This window comes from Streptomyces kryoterrae, from assembly GCF_054072135.1.
Window position 1 is genome coordinate 3437422 of record NZ_CM133358.1, and the last position, 24446, is coordinate 3461867.

24 protein-coding genes and 1 pseudogene are annotated in these 24446 nt (G+C 70.8%); 8 read left to right on the plus strand and 17 right to left on the minus strand.

The features are described from left to right. Positions 1-57 precede the first annotated feature (57 nt). A complete protein-coding gene (folP, locus tag ACW4TU_RS14455) occupies positions 58-918 on the plus strand; it encodes a dihydropteroate synthase (RefSeq protein ID WP_457428219.1) in 861 nt (286 codons plus the stop codon). A gap of 199 nt (positions 919-1117) precedes the next feature. Here folP and ACW4TU_RS14460 read toward each other — a convergent pair whose 3' ends face one another. Then, positions 1118-1876, minus strand: coding sequence for an LOG family protein (locus ACW4TU_RS14460; protein ID WP_457428220.1), 759 nt, complete (start codon positions 1874-1876; stop codon positions 1118-1120). A 114-nt stretch (positions 1877-1990) separates the two neighbouring features. After that, positions 1991-3070 carry a succinyl-diaminopimelate desuccinylase gene (dapE, locus tag ACW4TU_RS14465; RefSeq protein WP_457428221.1) on the minus strand — a complete coding sequence of 360 codons (1080 nt, stop codon included), beginning with the start codon at positions 3068-3070 and terminating at the stop codon, positions 1991-1993. A 120-nt stretch (positions 3071-3190) separates the two neighbouring features. Between dapE and ACW4TU_RS14470 the strand changes: the two genes are divergently transcribed. Together ACW4TU_RS14470 and ACW4TU_RS14475 are read left to right on the plus strand one after the other, a co-directional pair. Next, positions 3191-4162, plus strand: a complete 972-nt coding sequence (locus tag ACW4TU_RS14470; RefSeq protein ID WP_457428222.1) for a VldE C-terminal domain-containing protein — start codon at positions 3191-3193, stop codon at positions 4160-4162. A gap of 318 nt (positions 4163-4480) precedes the next feature. Next, complete coding sequence (locus ACW4TU_RS14475) at positions 4481-4933, plus strand: ATP-binding protein (protein WP_457428223.1); 453 nt, start codon at positions 4481-4483, stop codon at positions 4931-4933. Between the two features lie 88 nt (positions 4934-5021). Here the strand turns inward: ACW4TU_RS14475 and ACW4TU_RS14480 are convergent, their stop codons facing one another. Together ACW4TU_RS14480 and fdxA are read right to left on the minus strand one after the other, a co-directional pair. Then, positions 5022-6116: a bifunctional succinyldiaminopimelate transaminase/glutamate-prephenate aminotransferase gene (locus tag ACW4TU_RS14480; protein ID WP_457428224.1), complete on the minus strand. Its 1095-nt coding sequence runs from the start codon at positions 6114-6116 to the stop codon at positions 5022-5024. 112 nt (positions 6117-6228) lie between these two features. Then, positions 6229-6555: a ferredoxin gene (gene fdxA / locus ACW4TU_RS14485; RefSeq protein ID WP_006375731.1), complete on the minus strand. Its 327-nt coding sequence runs from the start codon at positions 6553-6555 to the stop codon at positions 6229-6231. Between the two features lie 141 nt (positions 6556-6696). Between fdxA and ACW4TU_RS14490 the strand changes: the two genes are divergently transcribed. Then, the gene (locus ACW4TU_RS14490) at positions 6697-7692 is read left to right on the plus strand and encodes a GNAT family N-acetyltransferase (protein WP_457428225.1); all 996 of its coding nucleotides are present in this window, start codon (positions 6697-6699) and stop codon (positions 7690-7692) included. A 17-nt stretch (positions 7693-7709) separates the two neighbouring features. Further along, the gene (locus ACW4TU_RS14495) at positions 7710-8573 is read left to right on the plus strand and encodes a transglutaminase-like and tetratricopeptide repeat-containing protein (protein WP_457428226.1); all 864 of its coding nucleotides are present in this window, start codon (positions 7710-7712) and stop codon (positions 8571-8573) included. A gap of 87 nt (positions 8574-8660) precedes the next feature. Here the strand turns inward: ACW4TU_RS14495 and ACW4TU_RS14500 are convergent, their stop codons facing one another. The 11 genes and pseudogenes from ACW4TU_RS14500 to ACW4TU_RS14550 form a co-directional block, all read right to left on the minus strand. Beyond that, the gene (locus tag ACW4TU_RS14500; RefSeq protein ID WP_457428227.1) at positions 8661-9278 is read right to left on the minus strand and encodes a response regulator transcription factor; all 618 of its coding nucleotides are present in this window, start codon (positions 9276-9278) and stop codon (positions 8661-8663) included. Continuing rightward, the gene (locus tag ACW4TU_RS14505) at positions 9275-10453 is read right to left on the minus strand and encodes a sensor histidine kinase (protein ID WP_457428228.1); all 1179 of its coding nucleotides are present in this window, start codon (positions 10451-10453) and stop codon (positions 9275-9277) included. The genes ACW4TU_RS14500 and ACW4TU_RS14505 overlap by 4 nt, the downstream gene beginning before the upstream one ends. Then, entirely contained in the window at positions 10450-11190 is a 741-nt protein-coding gene (locus ACW4TU_RS14510; RefSeq protein ID WP_457428229.1) for an ABC transporter permease, read from the minus strand. Before ACW4TU_RS14510 ends, ACW4TU_RS14505 begins: the two co-directional genes overlap by 4 nt. Continuing rightward, a complete protein-coding gene (locus ACW4TU_RS14515) occupies positions 11187-12125 on the minus strand; it encodes an ABC transporter ATP-binding protein (RefSeq protein WP_457428230.1) in 939 nt (312 codons plus the stop codon). Before ACW4TU_RS14515 ends, ACW4TU_RS14510 begins: the two co-directional genes overlap by 4 nt. 165 nt (positions 12126-12290) lie before the next feature. After that, positions 12291-14702, minus strand: coding sequence for a hypothetical protein (locus ACW4TU_RS14520; protein WP_457428231.1), 2412 nt, complete (start codon positions 14700-14702; stop codon positions 12291-12293). A 156-nt stretch (positions 14703-14858) separates the two neighbouring features. Further along, the gene (locus ACW4TU_RS14525) at positions 14859-15314 is read right to left on the minus strand and encodes a DUF6113 family protein (RefSeq protein WP_457428232.1); all 456 of its coding nucleotides are present in this window, start codon (positions 15312-15314) and stop codon (positions 14859-14861) included. Continuing rightward, positions 15311-16210 carry an N-acetyl-1-D-myo-inositol-2-amino-2-deoxy-alpha-D-glucopyranoside deacetylase gene (mshB, locus tag ACW4TU_RS14530; RefSeq protein WP_457428233.1) on the minus strand — a complete coding sequence of 300 codons (900 nt, stop codon included), beginning with the start codon at positions 16208-16210 and terminating at the stop codon, positions 15311-15313. The genes ACW4TU_RS14525 and mshB overlap by 4 nt, the downstream gene beginning before the upstream one ends. 45 nt (positions 16211-16255) lie before the next feature. Beyond that, positions 16256-16504 carry a hypothetical protein gene (locus ACW4TU_RS14535; RefSeq protein ID WP_457428234.1) on the minus strand — a complete coding sequence of 83 codons (249 nt, stop codon included), beginning with the start codon at positions 16502-16504 and terminating at the stop codon, positions 16256-16258. Between the two features lie 53 nt (positions 16505-16557). After that, positions 16558-16761, minus strand: coding sequence for a toxin-antitoxin system HicB family antitoxin (locus tag ACW4TU_RS14540; RefSeq protein WP_164315643.1), 204 nt, complete (start codon positions 16759-16761; stop codon positions 16558-16560). Between the two features lie 122 nt (positions 16762-16883). Further along, positions 16884-17283: pseudogene (locus ACW4TU_RS14545) on the minus strand (hypothetical protein). Between the two features lie 5 nt (positions 17284-17288). Further along, positions 17289-18269, minus strand: coding sequence for a helix-turn-helix domain-containing protein (locus ACW4TU_RS14550; protein ID WP_457428235.1), 981 nt, complete (start codon positions 18267-18269; stop codon positions 17289-17291). A gap of 350 nt (positions 18270-18619) precedes the next feature. Between ACW4TU_RS14550 and ACW4TU_RS14555 the strand changes: the two genes are divergently transcribed. Further along, a complete protein-coding gene (locus tag ACW4TU_RS14555) occupies positions 18620-18919 on the plus strand; it encodes an NIPSNAP family protein (protein ID WP_457428236.1) in 300 nt (99 codons plus the stop codon). Between the two features lie 8 nt (positions 18920-18927). Here ACW4TU_RS14555 and ACW4TU_RS14560 read toward each other — a convergent pair whose 3' ends face one another. Both ACW4TU_RS14560 and ACW4TU_RS14565 read right to left on the minus strand, forming a co-directional pair. Beyond that, a complete protein-coding gene (locus ACW4TU_RS14560; RefSeq protein WP_457428237.1) occupies positions 18928-22449 on the minus strand; it encodes an NACHT and WD repeat domain-containing protein in 3522 nt (1173 codons plus the stop codon). 266 nt (positions 22450-22715) lie between these two features. After that, positions 22716-23177, minus strand: a complete 462-nt coding sequence (locus ACW4TU_RS14565) for an ATP-binding protein (RefSeq protein ID WP_457428238.1) — start codon at positions 23175-23177, stop codon at positions 22716-22718. A gap of 158 nt (positions 23178-23335) precedes the next feature. On the opposite strand from ACW4TU_RS14565, the gene ACW4TU_RS14570 reads away from it, so the two are divergent. Further along, positions 23336-24211 (plus strand): helix-turn-helix domain-containing protein, encoded by an 876-nt coding sequence (locus ACW4TU_RS14570; RefSeq protein WP_457428239.1) that lies wholly within the window; start codon positions 23336-23338, stop codon positions 24209-24211. Beyond that, a complete protein-coding gene (locus tag ACW4TU_RS14575) occupies positions 24208-24420 on the plus strand; it encodes a DUF397 domain-containing protein (protein WP_457428240.1) in 213 nt (70 codons plus the stop codon). Before ACW4TU_RS14570 ends, ACW4TU_RS14575 begins: the two co-directional genes overlap by 4 nt. The last annotated feature ends 26 nt before the right edge of the window (positions 24421-24446 follow it).

Here is a 24446-nt window from a genome sequence, read left to right on the forward strand (position 1 = left end):
ATTGCCGGGCCGGGCACAGGAACGTACTGGGAGACGCACACGGTGAGGTCACAGCGGATGCTCAGGCTGGGCAGGCGTGAGTTCGACACGCACGAGCCGGTGATCATGGCGATCGTGAACCGGACCCCGGACTCCTTCTACGACCAGGGAGCCACCTTCCGCGACGAGCCGGCGCTCGCACGCGTGGAGCAGGCGGTGTCGGAGGGTGCCGCCATCATCGACGTCGGCGGGGTGAAGGCGGGTCCGGGCGAAGAGGTGACGGCGGCGGAGGAGGCGCGGCGGACGGTCGGCTTCGTGGCGGAGGTGCGGCGCCGTTTCCCCGACGTGATCATCAGCGTGGACACCTGGCGGGCCGATGTGGGCGAGGCCGTCTGCGAGGCCGGCGCGGATCTGCTGAACGACGCGTGGGGCGGCGTCGATCCGCGGCTCGCGGAGGTCGCGGGGCGGTACGGAGTGGGGCTGGTGTGCACGCACGCGGGCGGTGCGGAGCCCCGGACGCGTCCGCACCGGGTGGCGTACGAGGACGTCATGGCCGACATCCTGCGGGTGACCGTCGGGCTGGCCGAGCGGGCGGTCGCGCTGGGGGTGCCGAGGGAGTCGGTGCTGATCGATCCCGGGCACGACTTCGGGAAGAACACGCGGCACAGCCTGGAGGCGACGCGGCGGCTGGGGGAAATGGTGGAGACGGGGTGGCCGGTACTGGTGTCGCTGTCCAACAAGGACTTCGTGGGCGAGACGCTTGATCGGCCGGTGAAGGAACGGCTGGTGGGGACGCTGGCGACGACGGCGGTGTCGATGTGGCTGGGGGCGCGGGTGTACCGCGTCCACGAGGTCGCGGAGACGCGGCAGGTCCTGGACATGGTGACGTCGATCGCGGGTCACCGTCCCCCGGCGGTGGCGCGGCGAGGACTGGCGTAGGAGTTCTTCGCCCCCGCCGCCCTTTCCCGTCCCGTCCTCGGGGGCGCTGCCCCCGAACCCCCGCTCCTCAAACGCCGGAGAGGCTGAAATACCCAGCCCGTCCGGCGTTTGAGGACGAGGCCCCTTCAGGGCCGAAGCGGGGGTCTGGGGGCGGCAGGCCCCCAGGAACGGCGAGGACCCGTCCGCTCAAGCCCAGCGTTCAGCGTCCCGCCTCCTTCGACACCAACGCCACCGCCTCGTCCACGTCGTCCGTGACGTGGAACAGCATCAGGTCCTTCTCCGACGCCTTGCCCTGGGCGATCAGTGTGTTCCTCAGCCAGTCGATCAGGCCGCCCCAGTACTCGCTGCCGAAGAGGACGATCGGGAAGCGCGTGACCTTCTGCGTCTGGACGAGGGTGAGCGCCTCGAAGAGTTCGTCCAGGGTTCCGAGCCCGCCGGGCAGGACCACGAAGCCCTGCGCGTACTTCACGAACATCATCTTGCGGACGAAGAAGTAGCGGAAGTTCAGGCCGATGTCGACGTAGGGGTTGAGCCCCTGTTCGAAGGGCAGCTCGATGCCCAGCCCCACCGAGACGCCCTTCGCCTCGCACGCCCCCTTGTTCGCCGCCTCCATCGCGCCCGGGCCGCCACCCGTGATCACCGCGAACCCTGCTTCCACCAGCCCCCGGCCGAGGCGGACGCCCGCCTCGTACTCCGGTGAGTCCGCCTTCGTCCGCGCCGAGCCGAACACACTGATCGCGGCCGGGAGTTCGGCCAGTGTGCCGAAGCCCTCGATGAACTCCGACTGGATGCGCAGCACCCGCCAGGGGTCCGTGTGGACCCAGTCGGAGGGGCCGCCCGCGTCGAGGAGACGCTGGTCGGTGGTGCTCGCCTGGACCTGCTCGCGCCGGCGCAGCACCGGTCCGAGCCGCTGCTCCTCCGGTGGCTGCTTCCTGTCCTCGGGGTTGCCGTTGCTCATGGCCGCTCCCTTTCTCCACCTACTGTCGTTCCACCTCAGCGTAGATCTCCGCCGGTTACGGACGGGGGACGTGAGCATGTCCGCTCTGGAGCGGCGCCGCGTCCCCCTGCCGGGTCATGACGTCAGCCAGACCCGCAGCCGTTCCTCGCCCGAGAGAATCTTCCCGGTTTCCACCCGTTCGTCCCGCTTGTGCGCCAAGTGCGGGTTTCCCGGGCCGTAGTTGACCGCTGGGATGCCGAGCGCGCTGAAGCGCGACACGTCCGTCCAGCCGTACTTGGGCTGCGGGGTGCCGCCCACCGCCTCGATGAAGGCCGCCGCCGCGGGGTGGGAGAGGCCGGGGAGGGCGGCGCCGCTGTGGTCGTCGACGACGAACTCGGTCACTCCGCAGTCCGCGAACACCTCCCGTACGTGCGCGAGGGCCTCGGCCTCCGAACGGTCGGGCGCGTAGCGGAAGTTGACCGTCACCACGCACTCGTCGGGGATGACGTTGCCCGCCACTCCGCCCCCGATACGGACCGCGTTGAGGCCCTCCCGGTACTCCAGGCCGTCGATCACCGGGTAACGCGGCTCGTACGAGGCCAGTTTGGCGAGGATCGGGGCCGCCGCGTGGATCGCGTTGGAGCCCATCCAGCTGCGCGCCGAGTGGGCCCGCTCGCCCGTCGTCCTCAGCAGGACCCTCAGCGTGCCCTGGCAGCCGCCCTCCACCTGCCCGTCGGACGGCTCCAGCAGCACCGCGAAGTCGCCCTCCAGCCACTCCGGGTGCGCCTCGGCCACGTGCTTGAGGCCGTTCAGGTCGGACGCGACCTCTTCCTGGTCGTAGAAGACGAAGGTCAGGTCCCTGTTCGGTTCCGGCACCGTGGCCGCGATCCGCAGCTGCACCGCGACCCCCGACTTCATGTCGCAGGTGCCGCAGCCCCACAGGACCCCGTCGTCGTCCAGCCGCGACGGCACGTTGTCGGCGATCGGGACCGTGTCGATGTGACCGGCCAGGATCACGCGCTGCGCACGGCCCAGATTCGTCCGGGCGACGACGTTGTTGCCGTACCGCTCGACCGTGAGGTGCGGCAGTCCACGCAGAGCCGCCTCGATCGCGTCCGCGAGCGGTTTCTCGCTGCCGCTCTCCGAGGGGAAGTCGACGAGCCACGCGGTCAGGCGAGCGGCGTCCAGCGTGAGGTCAAGCGGGGTATCGGCCATGCCGACGACCCTAACGCGCCGCCCGGCCAGGCCACCGCACACCGTCCCCTCACCCTCTTCCGACCCCTCTCCTCACCCGACACGCAGGCCGCACTCCCTACTCTCCAGTACCTTGTACGGATGCCGGAGTCGTCCCCCACCAAGACGCGTCGTGGCCGCCTCCTCCGTCGCGGGGCGTCCTTCCTGGTCCTGCTCGCCGTCGCGGGTTATCTCGCGGTGCAGTACGTCACCGGCGGCACCGGGGACCCGGCCTGCGAGGTCGTCTCGGCGGGCGGCGCCGGAGCCTCGTACGAGTTCACGCCCGAGCAGGCGGTCAACGCGGCGACGATCACCGCGGTCGGTACCGCGCGCGGGCTGCCCGAACGGGCCGTGGCCATCGCGCTGGCGACCGCCCTCCAGGAGTCGGGGCTGCGCAACATCACCCATGGCGACCGGGATTCACTGGGCCTGTTCCAGCAACGGCCCTCGCAGGGCTGGGGCACGGCGAAGGAGATCCAGGACCCGGCCTATGCGGCGGGCGAGTTCTACGACCACCTCGTCAAGGTCTCCGGCTATGCGCACCTCCCCCTCACCGAGGCCGCGCAGCGCGTGCAGCGCAGCGGCTATCCGCAGGCGTACGCGAAGCACGAGCAGGACGCCACGCTGCTGGCGGCGGCCCTGACCGGGCGCGCGGCGGCCACCCTGACCTGCGAGGGCCGCCCGGCCACCACCCCGACCGGCGGCCCGGACGCCGTACGGGCAGCGCTCGTACGGGACTTCGGCCGTGAGGTGCTCACCGCGGCCGGCGCCACAGTGGCCCTCAAGGCCCCCGCCACCCCCTCGCCCTCCCCCACGACGTCCGCCACCCGCCGGACCGTGACGCTTCCCGTGCCCGCGGACACCGACACGGCCGCCGGGACGACGGTCCGTCAGCGCGGCTGGCAGCTGGCGCACTGGGCGGTGGCCAACTCCTCCGCGCTGCACATCGAGAACGTCACCTACGCGGGGCGCCGCTGGACGGCCGGCAACACCGACAGCGAGTGGCGCCCGGTCGGGACGGCGAAGGCCACGAAGCAGGGCACGGACGCGGTCCGGATCGTCACCGCCGAGTAGTACGGGCAGGAGTACGGGACGTCACTCGGGAGGGTTACTCCTGGCGGGTCCCGACCGAAGTCCGGGCGGCTTTTCGCCGAGTCACTCCCCCATCCGCGCACCGTCCGTCAAAACCCTTGCGAACAAAGGGCTGCAACCCGTCACAAGGATTCACCCGACTTTCGGACCGGGTGACCTTTGCCCGTTTTTGTCCGCAGGCGATAATGCGACGCATTGCCAACTCTTTACATTGGGGCGCCGCAACTTCAGGGGCCTTCGAGCGGTAGTCACTGCGTCCGAGTCCGGACGATCAACAGTCAACCGACACTCAGGAGCATCATGTCCCTCCCCCTGACCCGCCGGATCGCCCGTGCAGCGCTGCTCGTCGCAGCGGGAGCGGCAGCCGGGGTCGGTGCGGCCGGCGCCGCCAGCGCGGCGCCCGCCGGGCTGCCCGCCACCCCGAACCTCGGCGGTCTGACCGCCCTGGACGGGGCGAACGTCGGCAACACCGTCGACGGCGCGGCTCAGAACGTCTCCGGGCTGGCGGGCCAGACCGGCGGCGACGCGGTCAAGAAGTCCGTGCCGACGGCCGGCGCGACCGGCGGCCAGGTCGCCAAGAAGGCCACGCCCGCCGCGCAGAAGACGGCCGGTGGAGCGGCGGGCGACGCCGGTGCCATCCTCGGCGACACCGCGCAGACGGCCACGAAGGGCGGCCTGCCGACGGACGCGCTGCCCACGAAGGGCCTGCCGGGCGCCGGTCAGCTGCCCCTGCAGGGCCTGCCGCTGGGCTGACCCGAGCAGCGGTGACCAGGTGATGGCGGAGGGGCCCGGGGATCTTCCCCGGGCCCCTCCGTCGTACGGCTGTCGGTGTGCGGGTCGGCTACAGGCGGGCGACCGCCGCCGCCACCCGCTCGTCGGTCGCCGTCAGGGCCACGCGGACGAACGACTCGCCCGCCGTGCCGTAGAAGTCGCCCGGCGCCACCAGGATGCCCAGCCCGGCGAGGTGGGCGACGGTGTCCCAGCAGGACTCGTCCCGGGTGGCCCACAGGTAGAGACTGGCCTCGCTGTGCTCGATCCGGAAGCCGTGCCGCACCAGGGCCTCGCGCAGGGCCGTACGACGGGCCACGTACCGTTCGCGCTGCTCGCGGACATGCGTGTCGTCGCCCAGCGCGGCCACGACCGCCGCCTGGGTGGGCGCCGAGGTCATCATGCCGCCGTGCTTGCGGATCTGCAGGAGCGGGCCGAGGACCGCCGGGTCACCGGCGAGGAAGGCGGCACGGTAGCCGGCGAGGTTGGAGCGCTTGGAGAGGGAGTGGACGGACACGATCCCCTCGTACGAGCCGCCGCACACGTCCGGGTGGAGTACGGAGACCGGGTCGGCCTCCCAGCCCAGCTCGATGTAGCACTCGTCGGAGAAGATCAGCACGCCGTGCTCGCGGGCCCAGGCGACCGTCCGCGTCAGCTCCTCCTTGCTCAGCACCCGGCCCGTGGGGTTCGAGGGCGAGTTGAGCCAGAGGAGCTTCAGGTCGGTGGGATCCAGCTCCGTCGGGTCGTCGTAGACCTCGTACTCCGCGCGGGCCAGGCGGGCGCCCACCTCGTACGTCGGGTAGGCGAGGCGGGGGTACGCGACCTTGTCTCCCGGGCCCAGGCCCAGCTGCGTGGGGAGCCAGGCGACCAGTTCCTTGGAGCCGACGATCGGCAGGACGTGGCGGTGGGTGATGCCCCGGGCGCCGAGTCGTCGTTCGACCCAGGAGGTGAGCGCGTCGCGCAGTTCCGGTGTGCCCCAGACCGTCGGATACCCCGGCGAGTCGGCGGCGGCGACCAGCGCTTTCTGGATCAGCTCGGGGACCGGGTCGACCGGCGTGCCGACCGACAGGTCGACGATGCCGTCCGGGTGCGTGGCGGCCGTCTTCTTGTACGGCTCCAGCTTGTCCCAGGGGAAGGTGGGGAGGCGGTCGGAGACTGCGGAGGACACGGTTACTGGCTCGCTTTCGTACGGACGGCAAACGCCTCGGTCCCGTACGGCGACACGATCGAGGTGATCGGGCCGTACGGGACCGGGGCGGCGCAGGCTCTGCGGGCCGCTCTCAGCCGGTCTGGTTCTGCGGCGGCAGCGCGGCGATGAAGGGGTGATCGCGCTCGATCAGTCCCAGCTTGCTGGCACCACCGGGCGAGCCGAGCTCGTCGAAGTACTCGACGTTCGCCTTGTAGTAGTCCTTCCACTCCTCCGGAGTGTCGTCCTCGTAGAAGATCGCCTCGACCGGGCAGACCGGCTCACAGGCTCCGCAGTCGACGCATTCGTCCGGGTGGATGTACAAGGACCGGGAGCCCTCGTAGATGCAGTCGACCGGGCACTCCTCGATGCACGCCTTGTCCTTGACGTCGACACAAGGCTGCGCGATGACGTAGGTCACGCTGTCGTTCCTCCTCGATAGGGCGCTGGCGAGCCGTCTTCAGGCTCCGCCACCTGGCGCGCGGGAGCGCGGCGTCGTCGATGCCCGCACCTAGTATCTCCGTTCCACGGCATGATCCATACAGGAGGGGTGAACTGACCTGTGGAAATCTCCGCGGCCGGCCGTCTTGAGGTCCGCATCACCGCTGCTGACGTGGGCAAACGTGTCTCTGTTCGACGGCTGAACGAAGAACCTTCCGGTAATGAGAGGTTCACCGACACGGTCGGTGTTCTCACATCATGGGACGAAGACGCCGGTGTGCTTCTGATCACACGGCGGAACGGCGAGCGTGTCCGGGTCGCGGAAGCGTCCCTGGTGGCGGGCAAGGTCGTCCCGGCGGCCCCCGCCCGTCGGCGCGGTCCCGCCGCCTCGTACGAGGAGCTGGCGCGGGTCTCCGCGCGGTCCTGGCAGCCCGTGGAGAGCGAGCGGCTGGGCGCCTGGGAGCTGCGGGCGGCCTCCGGGTTCACCCGGCGGGCCAACTCGGTGCTGCCGCTCGGCGACCCCGGCCGCCCGCTCGACGAGGCGCTGACCGTCGTACGGCGCTGGTACGGCGAGCGCGGCCTGCCCGCCTACGTCCAGACCGCCACCGGCGCCGAGGGCACGCAGGAGCTGCTGTGCGCGCAGCTGGAGGAGCGCGGGTGGACGCGTGAGGTGACGGCCGGGCTGTGGGTCGGAGGGCTGGCGCCCGTCGCCGACCAGGACACGGTTGGTGTGGTGCTGTCGCGGGAGGCCGACGAGGCCTGGCTGGCCCGGTATCAGCGCAAGGGTGTGAGTGATGTGGCGCTGGCGGTGCTCGGGGGAGGGCCGTCGGTGTGGTTCGCGACCGTGCCGGGCGCTGAGGGCGAGCCCCCGGCCGCCATCGGGCGGTGTGTCGTGGACGGGCGGTGGGCCGGGTTCGGCGCCGTCGAGGTGGACCCCGCCCAGCGGCGGCGAGGGCTGGCGACCGCTGTCATGGCCGCGTTGGCCGGCCGGGCGCTGGAGGAGGGTGCGTCGGCCGCCTGGCTCCAGGTGGAGGCCGACAACTCGGGGGCGCGTGCGCTGTACGCCAGGATGGGGTTCGGAGTGCATCACTCCTACCACCACTATCGATCGGCGTGAGAGGGCACGGGCCTGCCATGCGTTTCCCTCATCCCCTGCCAAATCCTCCGGAGCCCGGACGGTCCGCCGAGTTGCGGCGGCTGTTCGCCGACGAGGCCCGGTCCGAGCGGCCCGATCTGACGACGCTGTGTCTGCTGATGGGCGCGGTCGCGGACCGGGCGCTCGACGAGGCCGGCATCGACGGCGTGCAGATGGAACTCGACCGGCTGGCCGGGCAGTTGCCGTTCCGGCCGGGCGGGCCGCACGCCTGGGCGACCGCGATGCACGAACTCCTGGGCGAGCGCCACGGGTTCCGTGGCAGCCCCGCCGACTATCAGCGGCTGGAGTCCTCACTGCTGCACGAAGTGCTGGTGCGGCGGCGGGGGTTGCCGATTCTGCTGTCCGTGGTGTGGATGGAGGTCGCGCGGCGGGCCGGGGCGCCGGTGTACGGGGTCGCGCTGCCCGGGCACTTCGTCGTGGGGTTCGGTCCGGTCGACGAGCAGGTGCTCGCCGATCCCTTCGACGGCGGGCGGGTGTTGAGCGGCGGCGACGCGGAGTTGCTGGTGGCCGGGGCGACGGGAGAGGCGCTGGATCCGTCGATGCTGGCGCCCGCGGATCCGCTGGATGTGGTGTTGCGGGTGCTGAACAACGTCCGGGCGTGGGGGGCGGCGCGGCCGGAGCGGTCGGAAGTGTCCCTGTGGGCGGTGGAGTTGGCGTTGCTGTTGCCTTCGCATCCGGCTCGGTTGCGGTACGAGCGGGCTCAGTTGCTGGTGCGGCGGGGGGAGTTCCTGGCCGGGGCGGCTGAGCTCGAGGGGTACGCGGAGGTGGTTTCCACGTTTGACGGGCCGGCGGCCGAGCGGATGCGGGGTCAGGCCCGAGCGGCTCGGGCGCGCCTCAACTGAGGTTGAGCGTTGCGGCTGGTCGCGCCCACGCGGCGAGCCGCAGATGGATACAGCCCCGCGCCCCTGGGGAGTTGCCCCCAGGCCTCCCTACAACCAGCCCTTCTCTCTCGCTATCCGCACCGCCTCGGTTCTGTTCCGTGCCGTCAGTTTCTGGATGGCCGTGGAGAGGTAGTTGCGGACCGTGCCCTGGGAGAGGTGCAGGGTGGTCGCCAGCTCGGCGTTGGTCGCGCCGTCCGCTGCCGCGCGCAGGACCTCGCGTTCGCGGTCCGTCAACGGGTTGGCGCCGTCCGCCAATGCCGCTGCCGCCAGCGTCGGGTCGATGACTCGCTCCCCCGCCAGTACCTTGCGTACCGCTTCCGCGAGTTGGGCGGCCGGGGCGTCCTTGACGAGGAAGGCGTCCGCGCCGGCCTCCATGGCGGTGCGGAGGTAGCCGGGGCGGCCGAAGGTCGTGAGGACGACCAGCTTCAGGGACGGGAACTCCCGGTGGAGCTGCGCCGCCGCCTCGATGCCCGTGGCGCCCGGCATCTCGATGTCCAGGAGGGCCACGTCCAGGTCGGCGTGGGCCCGGGCGGCCGGCAACACCTCGTCGCCGCGAGCCACTTGGACCACGACCTCGATGTCGGGCTCCAGACCGAGCAATGCGGCCAGCGCCTCACGGACCATCGACTGGTCCTCCGCCAACAGGACCTTGATCATGCGGCTCATGAACCGGATCCTACGTCCGCCGGAGTGGACGCGGTGTCCGTCGGCACCCTGGCCACCAGGCGGAAGCCGTGTCTCGTACGGGACGTCTCCAGTGAGCCGCCCGCCTTCTCCAGGCGTTCCGCGAGGCCGGTGAGACCGTTGCCGGGGGTGCCGGCGGAGCCGTCCCCCGATCCGTCGTCCTCGACCGACAGTTCGAGCACCGGGCCGCCCAGGGTCTGCCGGCTCAGTACCTCCACCGTGCAGCGCCGGGCCCCGCTGTGCCGTACGACGTTCGTCACCGCCTCGCGCAGCGCCCAGGCGAGGGCGGACTCGGCCTCCTCGTCGGCGTCGGCCGGGACCGGGTCCAGGTCCGGGGGCAGGGCGGCCGTGATACCCGCCGCCGTCAACGCGACCTGCGCGCCCGCCAGTTCACCGGCCAGCCGGGGGCGCCGGTAGCCGCTCACCGCCTCGCGCACGTCGACCAGGGCCTGGCGGCTCACCTGTTCGATGTCGGCCACCTGCTGGGCCGCCCTATCGGGGTGGTCGGGAAGCATCCGGCCGGCCAGCTCGCTCTTCAGGGTGATCAGGGAGAGGGAGTGGCCCAGCAGGTCGTGCAGGTCCCTCGCCAGGCGCAGACGTTCCTCGTTCGCCGCCAGTTGGGCGACCGTGGCCCGGGCCTCGCGCAACTCGATGGTCGTACGCACGAGTTGTCGTACGCCCGCCATGGCGGCGCCGCCGAGCAGGGCCGGGACGAGGAGCGAGGCCAGGTAGGAGTGGCCGCCGGGGACGGTCAGCGCGACCGCCGTCATCAGGGCCGCCGTGGCGGCGATCGCCCAGCGGGACATGCGGATCGGCAGGGAGGCGCCGGACGAGGTGGACACGTACACGAACAGGACGAGCCACTCGCGGCCCAGGCTGAGGGCCAGGACGGTCGACTGGGCCGCGAGGAGCGCCAGGGAGACCACCACCAGGCGGGTCGTCTCGCCGCGGCCCGTACGGAAGACGAGCGCCGCGTACCAGGCGACGAAGACCGCCAGGCCCAGCCAGCCGAGGATCCGTACGCCCGTGCTGTGGCCGCCGTGGAGGAGGTCGCTGACCGGGGCGCCCAGGTAGACCAGCCAGACGCCGATCCACAGGGACTTCATGACCCGCCGCTTGGGGGTCGTCGGGCGCTGCCCGATGCCGACGCTGCTCACGCCTTCAGCGTGTCCTTCCGGTACAGCCAGGCCGCGCCGCCCGCGAAGAGGACGAACGAGACGGCCAGGATCGCCACATCCTTCGCCTGCGGGGCGTCGCCCAGCTCGATGGACCGCCCCAGGGCAGCGTACGCGTGCGTGGGCAGCCACTTGGCGATGTCCTGGAGCCAGTCGGGGAAGGTCGTCGTCGGCATCCACAGGCCGCCGAGCATGGACAGACCGAAGTAGACGATCATCGTGATCGGGCGGACCGCGTCCCCGCTCGCCAGATAGCCGATGGCGACCCCCAGGGCCGCGAAGACCAGGCTGCCCACCCAGATCGCCCCGGTGAGCGCCAGCCACTTCCAGGCGTCCAGGCGTACGTCCTTCACCGCCGCCGCGACCACGAAGACGATCACGATCGACGGGAGGCTGATCACGGCCGCGCTCGCGGTCTTCGCCAGGACGTAGCCCCGGCCGGGCAGCGGGGTCAGCCGCAACTGCCGTACCCAGCCGCTCTCGCGCTCCTTGGCGATGCGCTCGCTGTTGCCCATCAGGACGGCCGTGAGGGCGCCGAAGGAGGCCATGGAGACCATGAAGAAGGTCGGGAGGCTGAGATCGGTGCCTGTCACCTTCGTGGTGCTGTCCGCGCTGCCCGCGATCAGCAGGAACAGCGCGGAGGGGTAGACCACCGAGAAGAACAGGAACTTGCGGTTGCGCAGGGCCCGGGTGATCTCGAGTCGGATGAGGTCGTTCATGCGGTGCGTGCCTCCTCGGCTGCGGCGGTGAGGGTGACGAACGCCTGTTCAAGGCCCAGGCCGGCGACTTCGAGGTTGCGCGGGTAGAGGCCGAGTCCGTACACGGCGTGGACGGTCGCGTCGGCGTCGGAGGACTGGATGCGGACCGTCTGACCGGATATGTCGAGGGAGGTGAGGAAGGGCAGGGTGCGCAGTACCGCCTCCGCCGCCCCGGTCTCCCCGGTCTCCCCGGTCTCCAGGTCGAAGGAGATCCGGCGCGCGCCCGCCTTCGCCTTGATCTCGGCGGCCGTGCCGTCGGCCAGCAGTCGGCCCCGGTGCAGGACGAGGACGCGGTCGGCTATCGCGTCCGCCTCCTCCAGGTAGTGGGTGGCGAACAGGACCGTACGGCCCTGGTCCGCCTGCTCGCGCATGGTCGCCCAGAAGGCCTGGCGGGCGGTGACGTCCATGCCGGTCGTGGGCTCGTCCAGGACGATCAGGGCGCTGTCCCCGGCCGTGGCGAGCGCGAACCGGACGCGCTGCTCCTGGCCGCCGGACAGCTTGTTGACCTTGCGGTCGGCGAGCTGGGTGATCCCGGCCCGGGAGAGGACCTCGCCGACCGGGAAGGGCCGCGGGTGCAGGGCGCAGACCAGCGACACGAGTTCGCGGACGGTGACCTCGTCCATCAGGCCGCCGCTCTGGAGCATGGCGCCGACGTGCCCGCCGACGATGGCGTCCCGGGGGCTCATGCCGAGGACGCTGACCGTGCCGCTGTCGGGCTGCTTGAGACCGAGGAGCAGGTCGAGCGTGGTCGACTTGCCGGCGCCGTTGGGACCCAGGAGGGCCACGGTCTCGCCGGGCCGGAGGGTGAGCGAGAGCCCGTCGACGGCCCGGACCTCGCCGTAGCTCTTCGTGACCTGGTCGAACGCGACCACGGTGGTGGTTTCCATGGGGTCCATCGTGGCCGCGGGCCCGGCCCGCCCGGCAGTGCAGGTGATCCTGACTCGCGGATGACAGATGTCATGGACGGGACGGCGTACGGGGGTGACTTTCCCCTACGCCAGGAGGGGCGCCCGGTGTTCCTGGGCGCCCCTCCTGACCTGCGTTGCCGTGCTGCCGAGCGCCTACGACGGGTTGGTGTCGATGACGCCGACCCGGTCGGTCGTGCTGACCAGGGCCGGGCGCAGCGCGCCGATGACGTCCTCGACGGTGACGGGAGTCTTGTTCCCGTTGCCGCGGGGGATCAGGACCTGGCTGAAGAAACCGCCGTACAACTCCTTGAGCGCTTCCTTGTCGTACGCCTCGACGAGTGTGCCGTTGACCGCCTTCACCTGGAGGAACTTCCACAGGGAGTTCTTCGGGCTGAGCTCCAGCCCCGCCGTGGCGGTGTCCGCGCGGACGGTGACGTTGGCGGACATCGCCGGGATGGCGAACTTCTTCATCATCCGGTCGACCTCGGCGTTCGAGATCGTCGGCTCCTGCGTCTTGGTGGGGACCTGAACCGGCGTGCTCGTGCCGCTCTCCACCTGGCTGCGGTAGGCGTTCTCGACCGACTCGGCCGCCGCGGCGGCGTCGATGCCCTTGCCCGCCTTGCCGTAGACGGCGACGGCCTTGCCGGACACGAACTTGATCGTGCCGTCGCTCGCCGAGCCGGCCCCGCCGGCCACCCGCTGGAGCGCGGCGGCGAGCTTCTCCTCGTCGACCGGCATGACGGGTTCGACGACCCGGTGCTGCCCGAAGAGCGAGCCGATCACCGACACCGGGTTGTAGTCGCTGACGGCCGCCGCCCGGACCGTGGCCTGGGTGTCGAACTGGAGTCCCGCCTGGTCCGGCTTGAGCTCGACCGTCTTGCCGTCGACCGACAGCTTCAGCGCCTGCGTCATCCGGTCGTCGAAGGCCTCGTCGAGCTTCTTGACGGCGTCGTCACGGGTGCCGCCGCCGATGTCGACGCCGAACACGGTGGTGCCCTTGGGCACGTCGGAGTGGTTCATCAGCAATCCGGCGCCGTACGCGCCACCGGCGATGAGGAAGGCGGCGACGAACAGCAGCGTCAGCTTGCTGCGGCCCTTCTTCTTCGCCTTCTTGCCCTTGGGCGCGGCAGCGGCGGGCGTGCTCGGCGACACCGGCTCGGGCAGCTTGGGCGGGGTGTGCGGAAGCGGTCCGTCGGGGTGCGTGCCCGGCGCGAACGGGGAGTTCCGGTCGGTCGGGACGACGGGCATGCCGCTGGTGAGGGTGGAGCTGGAGACGTTGTCCACGGAGCCGCCGTAACCGCCGTAGCCGTCGGCGCCCGGGTCGGGGACGTGTTTCTGCGGGGTCAGGATCGCGGTGTCGTCGCTGAGCCCGGCGGTGAGCCCGCCCGTGCCGGAGACACCGGGGGCCAGGGAGCCGTCGCCGACGAAGGGCGGGACGACCGGGCCGTCGCCGGTGACGGGACCGCCGGTCGGACCCGCGGGGCCGCGTCCGCCGGGCCCGCGGAAGCCGTTCTGGCCGTTCGGACCGCCGCCGAAGTCACCGAAGTCGTTGGGGGCCGCGAAGTCGTTGGGCGCCGTGAAGTCGTTCTGCGGGCCGAACCCGTTGCTCTGGGCGCCGAAGCCGTTCTGGCCACCGTGGCCGTTGGGGCCACCCTGACCGTTCTGCCCGTTGTCGGAGAAGTACGGCAGGTCGTCGCGGCGCGGCTCGCCACGGCCGTCGGGAGCCCCGGCCACAGCACCAGGACCAGGACCAGGACCACCCTGGTTACGGGGGTTGCCGGCCGACGGGTAGGCAGACGTGCCCGGCGACGACGGGGCCGCTCCGGCCGCCAGCGCGGACACGTCGAAGGAACCGGTGCCGCCGCCGTGCCCCGGTGCCACGGGACCGGCGCCGGTGGCACCGCCGAGCCCGGCACCCTTCGTACCGCCGCTGCTGCCGCCTGCGGCGCGTGGGCCGCCCGCGTTGCCCGCGGCGCCCATGACGCCCAGACCGGGGCGCGAGCCCGAGGAACCGACGCCGCCCGGAACGCGGGGAGGCGAAGCACCCGCCGGTCCGGTGCCGTTGGGGACGCCCGGACGGGCGCCTGCGGGCGCGGGGCCCGAAGCGCCGGGCAGACCGGCCCCGTTGCTCGCACCGCCGTCCGGACCGCCCTTGGTCGCACCGGACTTGCGCGGCGCGAACCAGTCGCTGGTCTTCTCCCCGGGCTGGCCCGGGGATTCGGCGGACGGCTCGGCGGCGCCGTTGGACATGGATGCGCCCGGCGTTCTGCCGTCGCCTCCCGTCCCGGGCCGCGCATGGGTCCCGGTGTCCTCGGCGGACTCGGTGTCCGCGACAGGCGTCCGGAGGACGACCGGCGGAATCGGCCGGGATCCGGGGATGTTGATCCGGATCCGGGTCGTCAGCGTGGTCTCGGTCTTGGGCCCGTCCGGCTCCGCGGCCGAACGGCCCGCGTCCGCACCGCCGTCGGACGCCATGGGCGTGCCGTACGGCGGTGTCCCCGAGGGGTAGGCGGCACCTCCGCGCCCGTTGGGCCCGGAGGACGGACTGTCAGTTTCACGACTCAAGGCAGGTTCTCCCGGTTGGCTCCGCCGCCCGACGCGACCTCACGCGGGCAGCTCGGCGGCGCGCACCACCATACTGGCCACGTCTGGCGCGTATCCCACGACCGCCGGAGAAACCGTCACCGGACCCCCACGCGGTTGCGGCGGCGAAGTAGTACGTCACTTGCCAAGTCGGACAGCGGGACCGTCCGGTTGCCGCGTCAGGGCGAGCGTGGCAGACATCACAGCGACCGCCATCCCGCCGAGGAGGAAGAGGTACGAGCCGACTCCCGCGGCGAACAGGAAGTCCCCCTCCGGGCGGCTGGCGGTGAGCAGGATGACGGCGATCATCCAGCCGGCCGCGGGCGCGACCGCCCCGGCGCGAGTGCCGACGGCACGCGCCCCGCCGAGGAACAGCCCGGCCGCCCCGCCCAGCGCGAGCAGCAGCCCGCCCGGGAACCAGGCGGCCTGCAGGAGCGCACCCGCGGCCCCTACGACGGCTCCGAGGACGAAGAGCCCCAGGTAGCCCGCCGCGCGCCCCGGAGAGGGCCCGACGAGCGGCTGCGCCAGCAAACCGCCCCCGCCCGCGGCCTTCCCACGCGCTTCGCCCGCGGGGGACTTCCCATTCGCACTCATCGCGCACCACCCTCCGCAGTCACTGCGATCCCGTCGAACAGATCGGTCTCACGTACAGAAATACGCTCAACACCCTCGCCACGCTCAATACCCTCACCACGCACCAACTCGTAGTACTCGTCGGTGAAGAGCGGCTGGGCCTGCTGGTTGGACAGGGCGAACCAGGGTTCGGCCACCTCGATCTGCGTGGCGTGGGCGCGCATCGCGGCGGCCTTGGCGGCGGCGTACGCGGTCCCGCAGACGACCGTGGTGATGCGCTCCTCGTCCACGACACCCGGTACGTCGTCGATGACACCGGCCTTGGCGAAGGGCAGCCCGGGCAGCGCCTCCCGCAGACGTGCGAAGCCCTCCTCGGCGACAGGACGCGGCACCCGGTTCCAGTACACCCTGGGGACGCTCCAGCCGGCCTCGGCGGCCAGCTCCACGGCGCGCATGGCGACGCGGTGGGCCTGGATGTGGTCGGGGTGGCCGTACCCGCCGTCAGGGTCGTACGTCACGACGACCTGCGGGCGGACGTCGAGGATCACCTCGACGAGGTACCCGGCCGCCTCGTCGACGTCCGCCTGCCAGAAGCAGCCGGGGTCGTCGTTGTCGGGGAGCCCCATCATCCCGGAGTCCCCGTACCGGCCGGCTCCGCCGAGCAGCCGGTGGTCGGCGACACCGAGGGCACGCATCGCCGCGTCCAGCTCACGCAGCCGGTGTTCACCGAGGGCGACGCCGGTGAGATGCGCGAGCTCGGGCGGAATGACCTCGCCACGCTCACCGAGGGTGCAGGTGACCAGAGTCACCCGGGCCCCCTCGGCCGCGTACCTGGCCATGGTCGCGCCGTTGTTGATCGACTCGTCGTCCGGATGCGCGTGCACCAGAAGAAGACGCCGAGCGGGCAGTTCCGTCATGGGGCAAGCGTACGAGGCGGCGGTGCCTCCCATTGTGCCCAGTGCCTACAGGCCGAGGACGGAGCGAACGGCACGCTCGACGCGCTCCATCGTCTCGGGCGTCACCGCGCCCAGTTGCTTGGCGTTCTCGAAGCGCCGGGCGGCGTACTGGGTGATGTTCACGGGAACTGCGACCGCTTGCACCGGATCGGTGATCGGTACAGAGACCAATGTGTCCGGGTAGGCGCCTGCTGGATGCAGGAGCAGACACACGGCTGCCTGAAACTTCGCATTCACCTCGTCGATGGAGAGCACCACGACCGTACGAGTGGCCTCGCCGACCGGAACCTCCCAGACAGAGCCTCGCTTCAACGGATGTCCTCCGCCGGATCGTCGTCGCCGGTGTCGACGAGCAGCGCACCCTCACTGTCCACAGCCGCCAGCGCCTCCCGGAGTGTCTGCTCGCGCAGGGTGCGAACCATGTAGGCGTTCAGCGAAAGCCCCGCGTCAGCCGCCGCCTTGCGCACTTCGACGTCGAGATCATCTGGTATGCGAACTGTGAATACACTCATGCCACCACTGTAGTCGTCGCACCGTGCACCGCGAAGGCGCTTCCGACGAGATCGGATCGGCAGTCGCGGCAGCGGCCGGGGTCAGGCCTCGGTCTACTGCTGCGCAGCGGACTTCTGTACGTTCAGGACTCGCGCCCCGGGGAGTCCTCGCTCCGGTAGCGCGGTAAACCGGACGTCGAAATCGTCCAGTCGGCGATGGTGACGTCCTCGCCGTAGACGAAGTCCTTGCGGGTCGCGTAGCGGGGGCCGCCGGGGGTGGGCTGGATGTCGGTGAGGACGGCGCCGGTGCCGGTGCGGGGATCGAAGATCGCGTAGACCGGGATGCCGATCAGGGGGTAGTCGCGCATCTTGCCGACCCAGTCATTCGTGGAGACCGTTGGACCGCAGCAAGTCGTGGACGATCCCTTCCTGGGTGATCTCGAACTTGCCCGGGAAGCTGTCGTCCATCGCCCGAACGAAGTCCCGCATGATCCGGTACACGTGGGAAGTGCGCCGCTGCGCGCCATCCGGCCCGGTGGTCATCGCACTCACTCCTCGTGACCTTCATACCGGGCGGCCACCAGGAGATCGGATCGGCAGTCGCGGCAACGACCGGGCTCGGGCGACCGGAAGGCGCGCTCACAGCCGTCGCAGGTCTGGAGGGGGTGCCGGACGGCTGTGTGCGCCGTCGGCGCGCGATACGGCGCCGGGGGCGGCAGCTGGGCGGTGAGGCGGTGGGCCATGAAGGCGGCCGGGCGGCGCAGGCCTTCGGGTGGGAGCTCGCTGGTCAGGGCGTGCCGTACGGCGGTGGGGCTGACGTCCCGCTCCAGCCAGGCGGCGACGCCGGGCGCGAGGTGAGCCGTGTCACAGGCGGACAGGAGCATGCCGGGGTGGTTCCGGAAGCCGGCGAGGAGGTCGGTGGCGGCCTGGAGGAGGCCTGGTCCCTTGTACGCGGGCTGCGGTACGGCGGGGAGGGGTTTGCGTGGGGTGCGCTTCTTGGGCGGGGCGGGGGTGGTGGGGTGCGCGGGGCGGGTGGGTTCGGGGGCCTTCTGCTCGAGGTCGGGGGCGGGCGCGTGGTGGGTGGGTTGCCCCGGCTGCGACTCGGGCTCGGTACGGCGGTCAGCGTGCCCCTCGGTGCGGTGTCGGGGCTGGTTGCAGGAGACCGTGCGGGTGACGATGTTGCCGCCGGGGGTGCGTTCGCGGGTTCGGCTGAGGTAGCCGTGGGTTTCCAGTTCGCGCAGGCCGGCGGCGATACGGGCCGGGCCCTCCGGGAACTTCCTGGCGAGGGTCTTGATGTCGACGAGGGCCCCTGCGGGCAGCGACTGGATGTGGGTGCCCAGCCCGATCGCGAGCAGCGACAGCTCGGGGTGCTGGGCGAGGTGGTTGCCGATCACCGTGAAGCGGGTGGTGTGGCGGACGTTGTCGTGGACGACGCCGGAGACGCCGGAACTGGGGCGCCTACGGGGGTGGTTCTTGCCCGGGGTACGAGCTTGGGCGTGCGAGGGCACGCTAAGGTTTTTCCTATCCATCGGGAAGTTGCCTCTTCCTCGGTGGTCAGGCCCTCGCCTCGGGATTGCCTTCCCGGCGAGGGCCGTCGCATGTCTGCGGTTGTCTGTGAAGTCGCTGATGTTGCTGCGCTGAGCGTAGGGCAGGCAACCGGTCCCGCATCCAGTCGAGTTGCTGATGTTCACTCGCCCGAGTGAGTTTGCGCGCCAGCGGCAGCCCAGGCCGCGGTGGCGTCCCGACGGGCGGGAGGGGTGGGGTTTGGTTGGGTTTCTTTCTCTCCAGATGTTCCTTTGAAAAGAGCGCCGGTCGCACCGGAACCTACGCGGCCAGGATCCGGAGCGGGATCACGTTCCGGTAGGAGAAGATGTCTGGCATGCCGAAGACCACACAGTTGCGTACGTACACCGTTCGGGACGGTCGGCTCGACGAGTGGGTGGAGCGGTGGCGGAAGGAAATCGTGCCGCTGCGACTGGAGTTGGGATTCACGATCGGAGGGGCCTGGGTGGACCGGGAGCACAGCCAGTTCTTATGGCTGATCTCGTACGAGGGCCCGGAGACATTCGCCGAACGCAACGCGCTGTACTGGGCGTCGCCCAAACGCGAAGCCATGAGCCTGGATCCGGACGACTACCTTGTCCACACCGAAGAGCGCACGGTCGAACCGGCCTACTGATCACCCGGTCACGCGGGGTCGAGCGGCAGCAGATGATGCCGCCGTTCCTCGCGGGTGAGGGTACGGAAGACCCTTCCCCGGGCGACCGCCTCCAGCCGGTCGTAGTCCGGCTCGGCCCGCCACACGCGCGCCGTCCCGTCGGCCGATCCCGTGAGCAACCTCGTGCCGTCCGGGGACCAGGCCACGGAGGTCACCTTGTCCTGGTGCACACCGACGACGGCGATCTCCTCGAAGGTGGCAGCGGACCAGACCCGTACGGTGCGGTCGTCGGCGCCCGTGGCAATGTGTCGGCCGTCCGGTGACCAGGCAACAGCACGAAGTCGTCCCTCATGTCCCTTCAGCACCTCGATGCGCCGCCCGGTGACGACGTCCCACACGGCTGCCGTCCAGTCGCCGGAAGCGGTGGCGATCCTCGTCTCGTCCGGGGACCAGGCCGCGTCCTCCACGTAGTTGTCGTGGCCGCGCAGCACTGTGAACTGCCGCCCCTCCCCGATGTCCCACAGTCGGCATGTTCGGTCGTCGGAACAGCTGGCGAGCAGGCGTCCGCTCGGCGACCAGGCCACGCGCCCCACCCAGTCCTGGTGTTCCGTCAGTTCCAACAGCTCGGTCCCGTCCGGCGCGGACAGGACACGCACCGTGCCGTCGTGGCCGCCGGTGGCGATGCGTCCGCCGTTCGGAGACCAGGCACACCCCTCCACGACCTCACCCTGTCGTTCGAACACTGTGCCGCCGCGCCCGTCAGTCATTCGGAACAGGCCGTCGTTGGTGCTGAACGCAAGCCGTTGCCCGTGCGGGGCCCAGGCGACGGCCCACACCCGGGCCTCCAACTCCGTCACCGGTCCCGCCGAAGCACCGGTAGCCGCGTCCCACACCCGTACGGTGCCGTCGTCCGAAGCCGTGGCGAAGAGGGCACCGTCCCCGGACCACACGGCCTGGTTGACCGGGGCGCGGTGTCCGTCGGCCAGTACGGCCTCGGCGCCGTGCGGGCGCAAGTCCCACACCATGCCGGTGCCGTCGGTGGAGCTGGTGGCGAGCATGGTCCCGCAGGGCGACCATGCGACGCCCCACACGGTGTCGGCGTGGCCACGCAGGACGGCTAGGACCTTGGCGTCCTCGGTGCCGACGATGCGCACGGTGCGGTCGGAGGATGCACTGGCCAGCATCCGCCCGTCCGGCGACCAGGCCAGGTTCCACACGTAGTCGGTGTGTCCCCGTACCAGCAGGCACAGGTTGCCGCTCTCGGCGTCCCAGATACGGACGGTGTGGTCCCCGGAGCCGGTGGCGATCTGCCGACCGTCCGGTGACCAGGCGATGCCTTCGACAAAGTCGGAGTGCCCGGTGAGTGTCACGGCCGCTCGTCCGGTCGTCAGGTCCCACACGATCGCGGTCTGGTCGTGTGAGGCGGAGGCGAGGCGGTTGCCGTCCGGCGACCACGCCACACCCCATACGTCCTCGCCGTGCCCGTTCAGCTCGTGCACGAGCCGTCCGCTATCGGCCTCCCAGACTCGTACGGTCCGGTCCTTGGAACTCGCCGCGACATGCCGCCCGCCCGGTGACCAGGCCACTTGTCGGTTGATGTCCCCAGCGCCGGTGAGCAGCCGAACCGGCTCCCCCGACGTGGCGTCCCAGATACGTACGACACGGTCACGGCCGGCCGTTGCGACCCTCGCCGAGTCCGCTGACCAGGCGACGGACTCGACCATGACCCCGTCGCATGGCAGCACCAGCAGGCTGCGTCCGGACCGCGCGTCGTGAACGCGCGCCGTACCATCCCTCGATGCCGTGGCCAGCATGCGCCCATCGGGGGACCAGGCGATGTGCCGAACAGTGTCGGTGTGTCCGTCGAGCCGGGAGCGGGTGTGGCTCGCCGTCAACGCGGCCATCAGCCCGCGCCTGGCTGAGGGCGTGGGCATGCACTCGCCGAGCGCGGCGAGCGAGAGCAGCAGGGAGCGCTCTGGTTCACTCTCCGCGCTGAGAAGTACCTGGCGGCCGATACTTTCGGAGACCCGGCTCAGGAAGGTCAGGTCGCGGCGCTGTGAAGACTCGACGAGAGCGCGGGTGGGCGCGGACGCCTGCCCGGATTCCTCCAGCGCTTCGAGCCAGCGCCGGGCCACCGTGAGTCGCTCCCCGGTGAGGAGATAGTCGTCGCTGCGTCCGGCCCGCTCCCAGTCGGCCGCCCATCGCTCCAGTTCGGCGCGCTCGCGAAGCCGTTCGGCCCACGCCTCGACCTCCTGCCGCAGCGGGGCCCACTGGCGGAACAAGGCTTCGTGTGTCACCTGCGCATAGGGCTCCCTGGCGGTTGCGGAGCCGCCGCCTGGGACGTCGGTACGCAGCAACCGCGCCTCGACGAAGGCATCGACCACATACCGGTCCCGTTCATCGAGTTCGGACAGCGGCACGTGGCGGCGAGCCACGTCCTGGCCCTCGACGGTGACGAACCTGAGCAGGACACGGAGGACTGAGCCGATACCCACGCCCGAACCGAGCCCGGTCACGGTGTTGTCGGCCTGGCGCGCCAGTGCACCAGGCACTCCGCCGAGCCGCCGGTACAACTCCTCGGTGACAGTCCCGCCAGGGCCGGCGGCGAAGTACAACTCCTGGAGGAGGTAGGCGAGCAGCGGTAGGGCGTCGTCCGTCCCAGTCTCACTCACGATGGAATCGACGACTCCGGGCTCGAAGTTGAGGCCGACCAGAGCCCCAGGTCGCTCCACGACGTCGGCGAGCTGTCTTCTGCCCAATGTGCCGATGGCGACAGGATGTTGGAGGAGTTCCGCGTGTCTGGTGCCTAGGAGCCGACCGAGGAGGTCTACCCGGAGAGTGACCAGTACGCGGACCGCCGAGTCCTGTTCCACGCAGATACGTAGTGCTTCAAGGAACTGGGCGCGTTCACGCTCACTCGCCAGGGTGACGATCTCCTCGAACTGGTCGACGACGAGGAGTATCCGCCGGAACCGGCCGCCACGCAGCCGCGACAGCTCGGCACGCAGAGCGTCCGGCCCCTGGCGCAGCCTGCGCAGTACGGCACTCGCCGGTTCCTGCCCGTCGGCGACGGCCGCCAGAGCACCTGCGAGGGCACCCAGCGGGTTGGGGCCGGGAGCGAAGGCCGGTACGACGGTCCAGCGGCGTTCCCGAAGTCGGGGCATCACCCCGGCCCTGACCAGCGAAGACTTTCCGCTCCCGGACGCCCCAACCAGCACCAGGAACCGGTCCCCGGGGCGGGTCGCGGTCGTGTTCAACCTTCGTGCCAGTTCGGCGGCCTGTACTTCCCTGCCGAAGTAGACGGCTGCCTCGTCCTCATCGAATGCGTCGAGGCCCGGGTACGGAACCCGCTGACGCGGCCACACGGTCCGGGGCGGCGCGGGATTCTCCAGCCGGTAGACGACGACCTGACCAACCACCAACGCCACGATCAGCAGCCCGATAGCCGGAACGGAGAACCGCTGAATCGCCTCCAGTACCCAGGGAGCCTCATCGGTGCTGGTCGCGTAGTTGGTGGCGATCCCCAGTAAACAGGCAACGAGCGCCAACATGATCTGGAGCGCAACCTGAAAGCGGTTCCTCACCCGGCACCGCTCATGACCGCGTCGCTGCCCGCCAACACCGCTAAGCCCCCGTTCCACCGACCTCGAAACGCCGGCACCGCGTCATCCGCCCGCTCCCCCTTGTCCCGTGGGGCGGGGCGCTCATGACCATCTTCAGGGGCTTCGCAGGCGCGTTCAACAGTGCGTACGGGTTTCGGCCAGGCAGGCCGCGGTGTGCCGGATCCTGCGCGAGCCGGGAAACGCCAGGGCGCGTCCTACGTCAGGTGTTCGCGTTTCGAGGCCACCACATCCGGTGGGAGTACGACCTCGGCCCACACCGTTTTACGTGGGCGCAGCACTGGCTCCCACCCCCAACGGTCGGCAAGCGCCTCCACCAGGGCGAGGCCCCGCCCGGACTCCGCGTCGTCGGAGGGAGGTTGAGGACACGGCGGTCGGTCACCACACGTGTCGGTCACCTCGATGCGCAGAGTGGCGCCGATGACGTAGACCGTGAGCCGGAAGTCCCGGCCCGGGACACGTCCGTGGGTGACCGCGTTCGCCGCCAGCTCGGCGACGATCTGGCGGGCCGGGTCCACCGGGAGTCCCCAGGAGCGGAGTTGCTCGGCGGTGAGCAGCCGGGCCAGACGAGCGCCACGGGGTGTGGGTGACAGGCGCACGCTGAAGTTGCGGAAGGCGTGACCGGGTTGGGGCGCGGGGGCGGCGATTTGTTGGTTCACGTCACTCAGAGTGGCCGCACACGCCTACCGTGAGCGGTGACTCCGCCGTTGCGTACGGTGACTGTCCGGAGCTTGTCCGGTCGTGTCCGGGCTGTCGGGACGGTACGTACGGGTAGGGCGGGGGCAACGTACAGCGCGGTACGACGGAGGGGCGCGGCATGAGCGTGGACAGTGACGCGGGGCAGCTCAAGAGCGAGGCGGACGAGCCGGGTTGGGAGGTGGACCCGGACGACGAGTGGGGTGTGGCGGTCGTGGAGACCGTCGGACGTCAGCTGAAGCTGCGCCGGGAGGCGGCGGGGATGCGGGCGGCCGACTTCGGCAGGGCGCTGGGGTACGGCGAGGACATGGTCTACAAGGTCGAGGGCGGGAAGCGGATCCCCCGGCCCGAGTATCTGGTGGAGGCGGACGAGCTGCTGGGGGCGGACGGGTTGATCTCCGCCATGAACGAGGACCTGGAGAAGGTTCAGTACCCGAAGAAGGTGCGGGCCATCGCGAAGCTGGAGTCCAAGGCGGTCGAGCTTCAGCTCTACGACCCGCTGAATATCCACGGGTTGTTGCAGACACCGGAGTACGCACGGGCGCTGCTCATGATGCGGCGCCCCGCGTACACCGCGAGCGAGGTGGAGCGGTTCTTCGCGGCGCGGGTGGCCCGCAAGTCCGTCTTCGAACGGGATCCGGCGCCTGAACTCGGCTTCGTCGTGGAGGAGTGGACGCTGCGACGCCCGCTCGGGGGAAAGGAGATGCTCCGCAGCCAGCTCGAACATCTTCTGGAGACAGGGCAGTTGCGCGGCGTCGAGCTTCAGGTGATGCCGATGGATCGCGAGGAACACGCCGGTGTGGACGGCAGCATTGAGGTGTTGAAGTTCGCGGACGGTACGGCAGTGGGTCGTTCGCCAGTGGTGGCCAACGGCCGACCGGTCTCCGACGCGAAGCAGCTCCGTATCCTTGAACTGCGGTATGGCATCATCCGAGGCCAGGCTCTCACCCCACGTGAATCAGCGGCCTTCATCGAACAACTGCTGGGGGATACATGAACCGCAACACCTCAACCGAGGGCGCCTACGGCCTGGCGTGGTTCAAGAGCAGCTACAGCAGCGGCAGCGAAGGCGACTCCTGCGTCGAGATCGCCACCACTCCCGGCACCATCCACGTCCGGGACTCCAAAAACATAGAAGGCAGCCCCCGGCTGGGCTTCGCTCCAACCACCTGGGCAGACTTCATCCCGTACGCGTCCCAAGGCTGACCGGCCTCGCACCTCATGTGGTGGGC

Bases quoted from the DNA above. Each gene is read 5' to 3' on its own strand.
- folP (WP_457428219.1), top strand. From the start codon at position 58: ATGCTCAGGCTGGGCAGGCGTGAGTTCGACACGCACGAGCCGGTGATC.
- ACW4TU_RS14475 (WP_457428223.1), top strand. From the start codon at position 4,481: ATGTCCCTCCCCCTGACCCGCCGGATCGCCCGTGCAGCGCTGCTCGTC.
- ACW4TU_RS14470 (WP_457428222.1), top strand. From the start codon at position 3,191: ATGCCGGAGTCGTCCCCCACCAAGACGCGTCGTGGCCGCCTCCTCCGT.
- ACW4TU_RS14555 (WP_457428236.1), top strand. From the start codon at position 18,620: ATGCCGAAGACCACACAGTTGCGTACGTACACCGTTCGGGACGGTCGG.
- ACW4TU_RS14540 (WP_164315643.1), bottom strand. From the start codon at position 16,761: ATGAGTGTATTCACAGTTCGCATACCAGATGATCTCGACGTCGAAGTG.
- mshB (WP_457428233.1), bottom strand. From the start codon at position 16,210: ATGACGGAACTGCCCGCTCGGCGTCTTCTTCTGGTGCACGCGCATCCG.
- ACW4TU_RS14515 (WP_457428230.1), bottom strand. From the start codon at position 12,125: ATGGACCCCATGGAAACCACCACCGTGGTCGCGTTCGACCAGGTCACG.
- ACW4TU_RS14525 (WP_457428232.1), bottom strand. From the start codon at position 15,314: ATGAGTGCGAATGGGAAGTCCCCCGCGGGCGAAGCGCGTGGGAAGGCC.
- ACW4TU_RS14560 (WP_457428237.1), bottom strand. From the start codon at position 22,449: ATGTTGGCGCTCGTTGCCTGTTTACTGGGGATCGCCACCAACTACGCG.
- dapE (WP_457428221.1), bottom strand. From the start codon at position 3,070: ATGGCCGATACCCCGCTTGACCTCACGCTGGACGCCGCTCGCCTGACC.
- ACW4TU_RS14460 (WP_457428220.1), bottom strand. From the start codon at position 1,876: ATGAGCAACGGCAACCCCGAGGACAGGAAGCAGCCACCGGAGGAGCAG.
- ACW4TU_RS14500 (WP_457428227.1), bottom strand. From the start codon at position 9,278: ATGAGCCGCATGATCAAGGTCCTGTTGGCGGAGGACCAGTCGATGGTC.
- ACW4TU_RS14550 (WP_457428235.1), bottom strand. From the start codon at position 18,269: ATGGATAGGAAAAACCTTAGCGTGCCCTCGCACGCCCAAGCTCGTACC.
- ACW4TU_RS14575 (WP_457428240.1), top strand. From the start codon at position 24,208: ATGAACCGCAACACCTCAACCGAGGGCGCCTACGGCCTGGCGTGGTTC.
- ACW4TU_RS14570 (WP_457428239.1), top strand. From the start codon at position 23,336: ATGAGCGTGGACAGTGACGCGGGGCAGCTCAAGAGCGAGGCGGACGAG.
- ACW4TU_RS14495 (WP_457428226.1), top strand. From the start codon at position 7,710: ATGCGTTTCCCTCATCCCCTGCCAAATCCTCCGGAGCCCGGACGGTCC.
- ACW4TU_RS14510 (WP_457428229.1), bottom strand. From the start codon at position 11,190: ATGAACGACCTCATCCGACTCGAGATCACCCGGGCCCTGCGCAACCGC.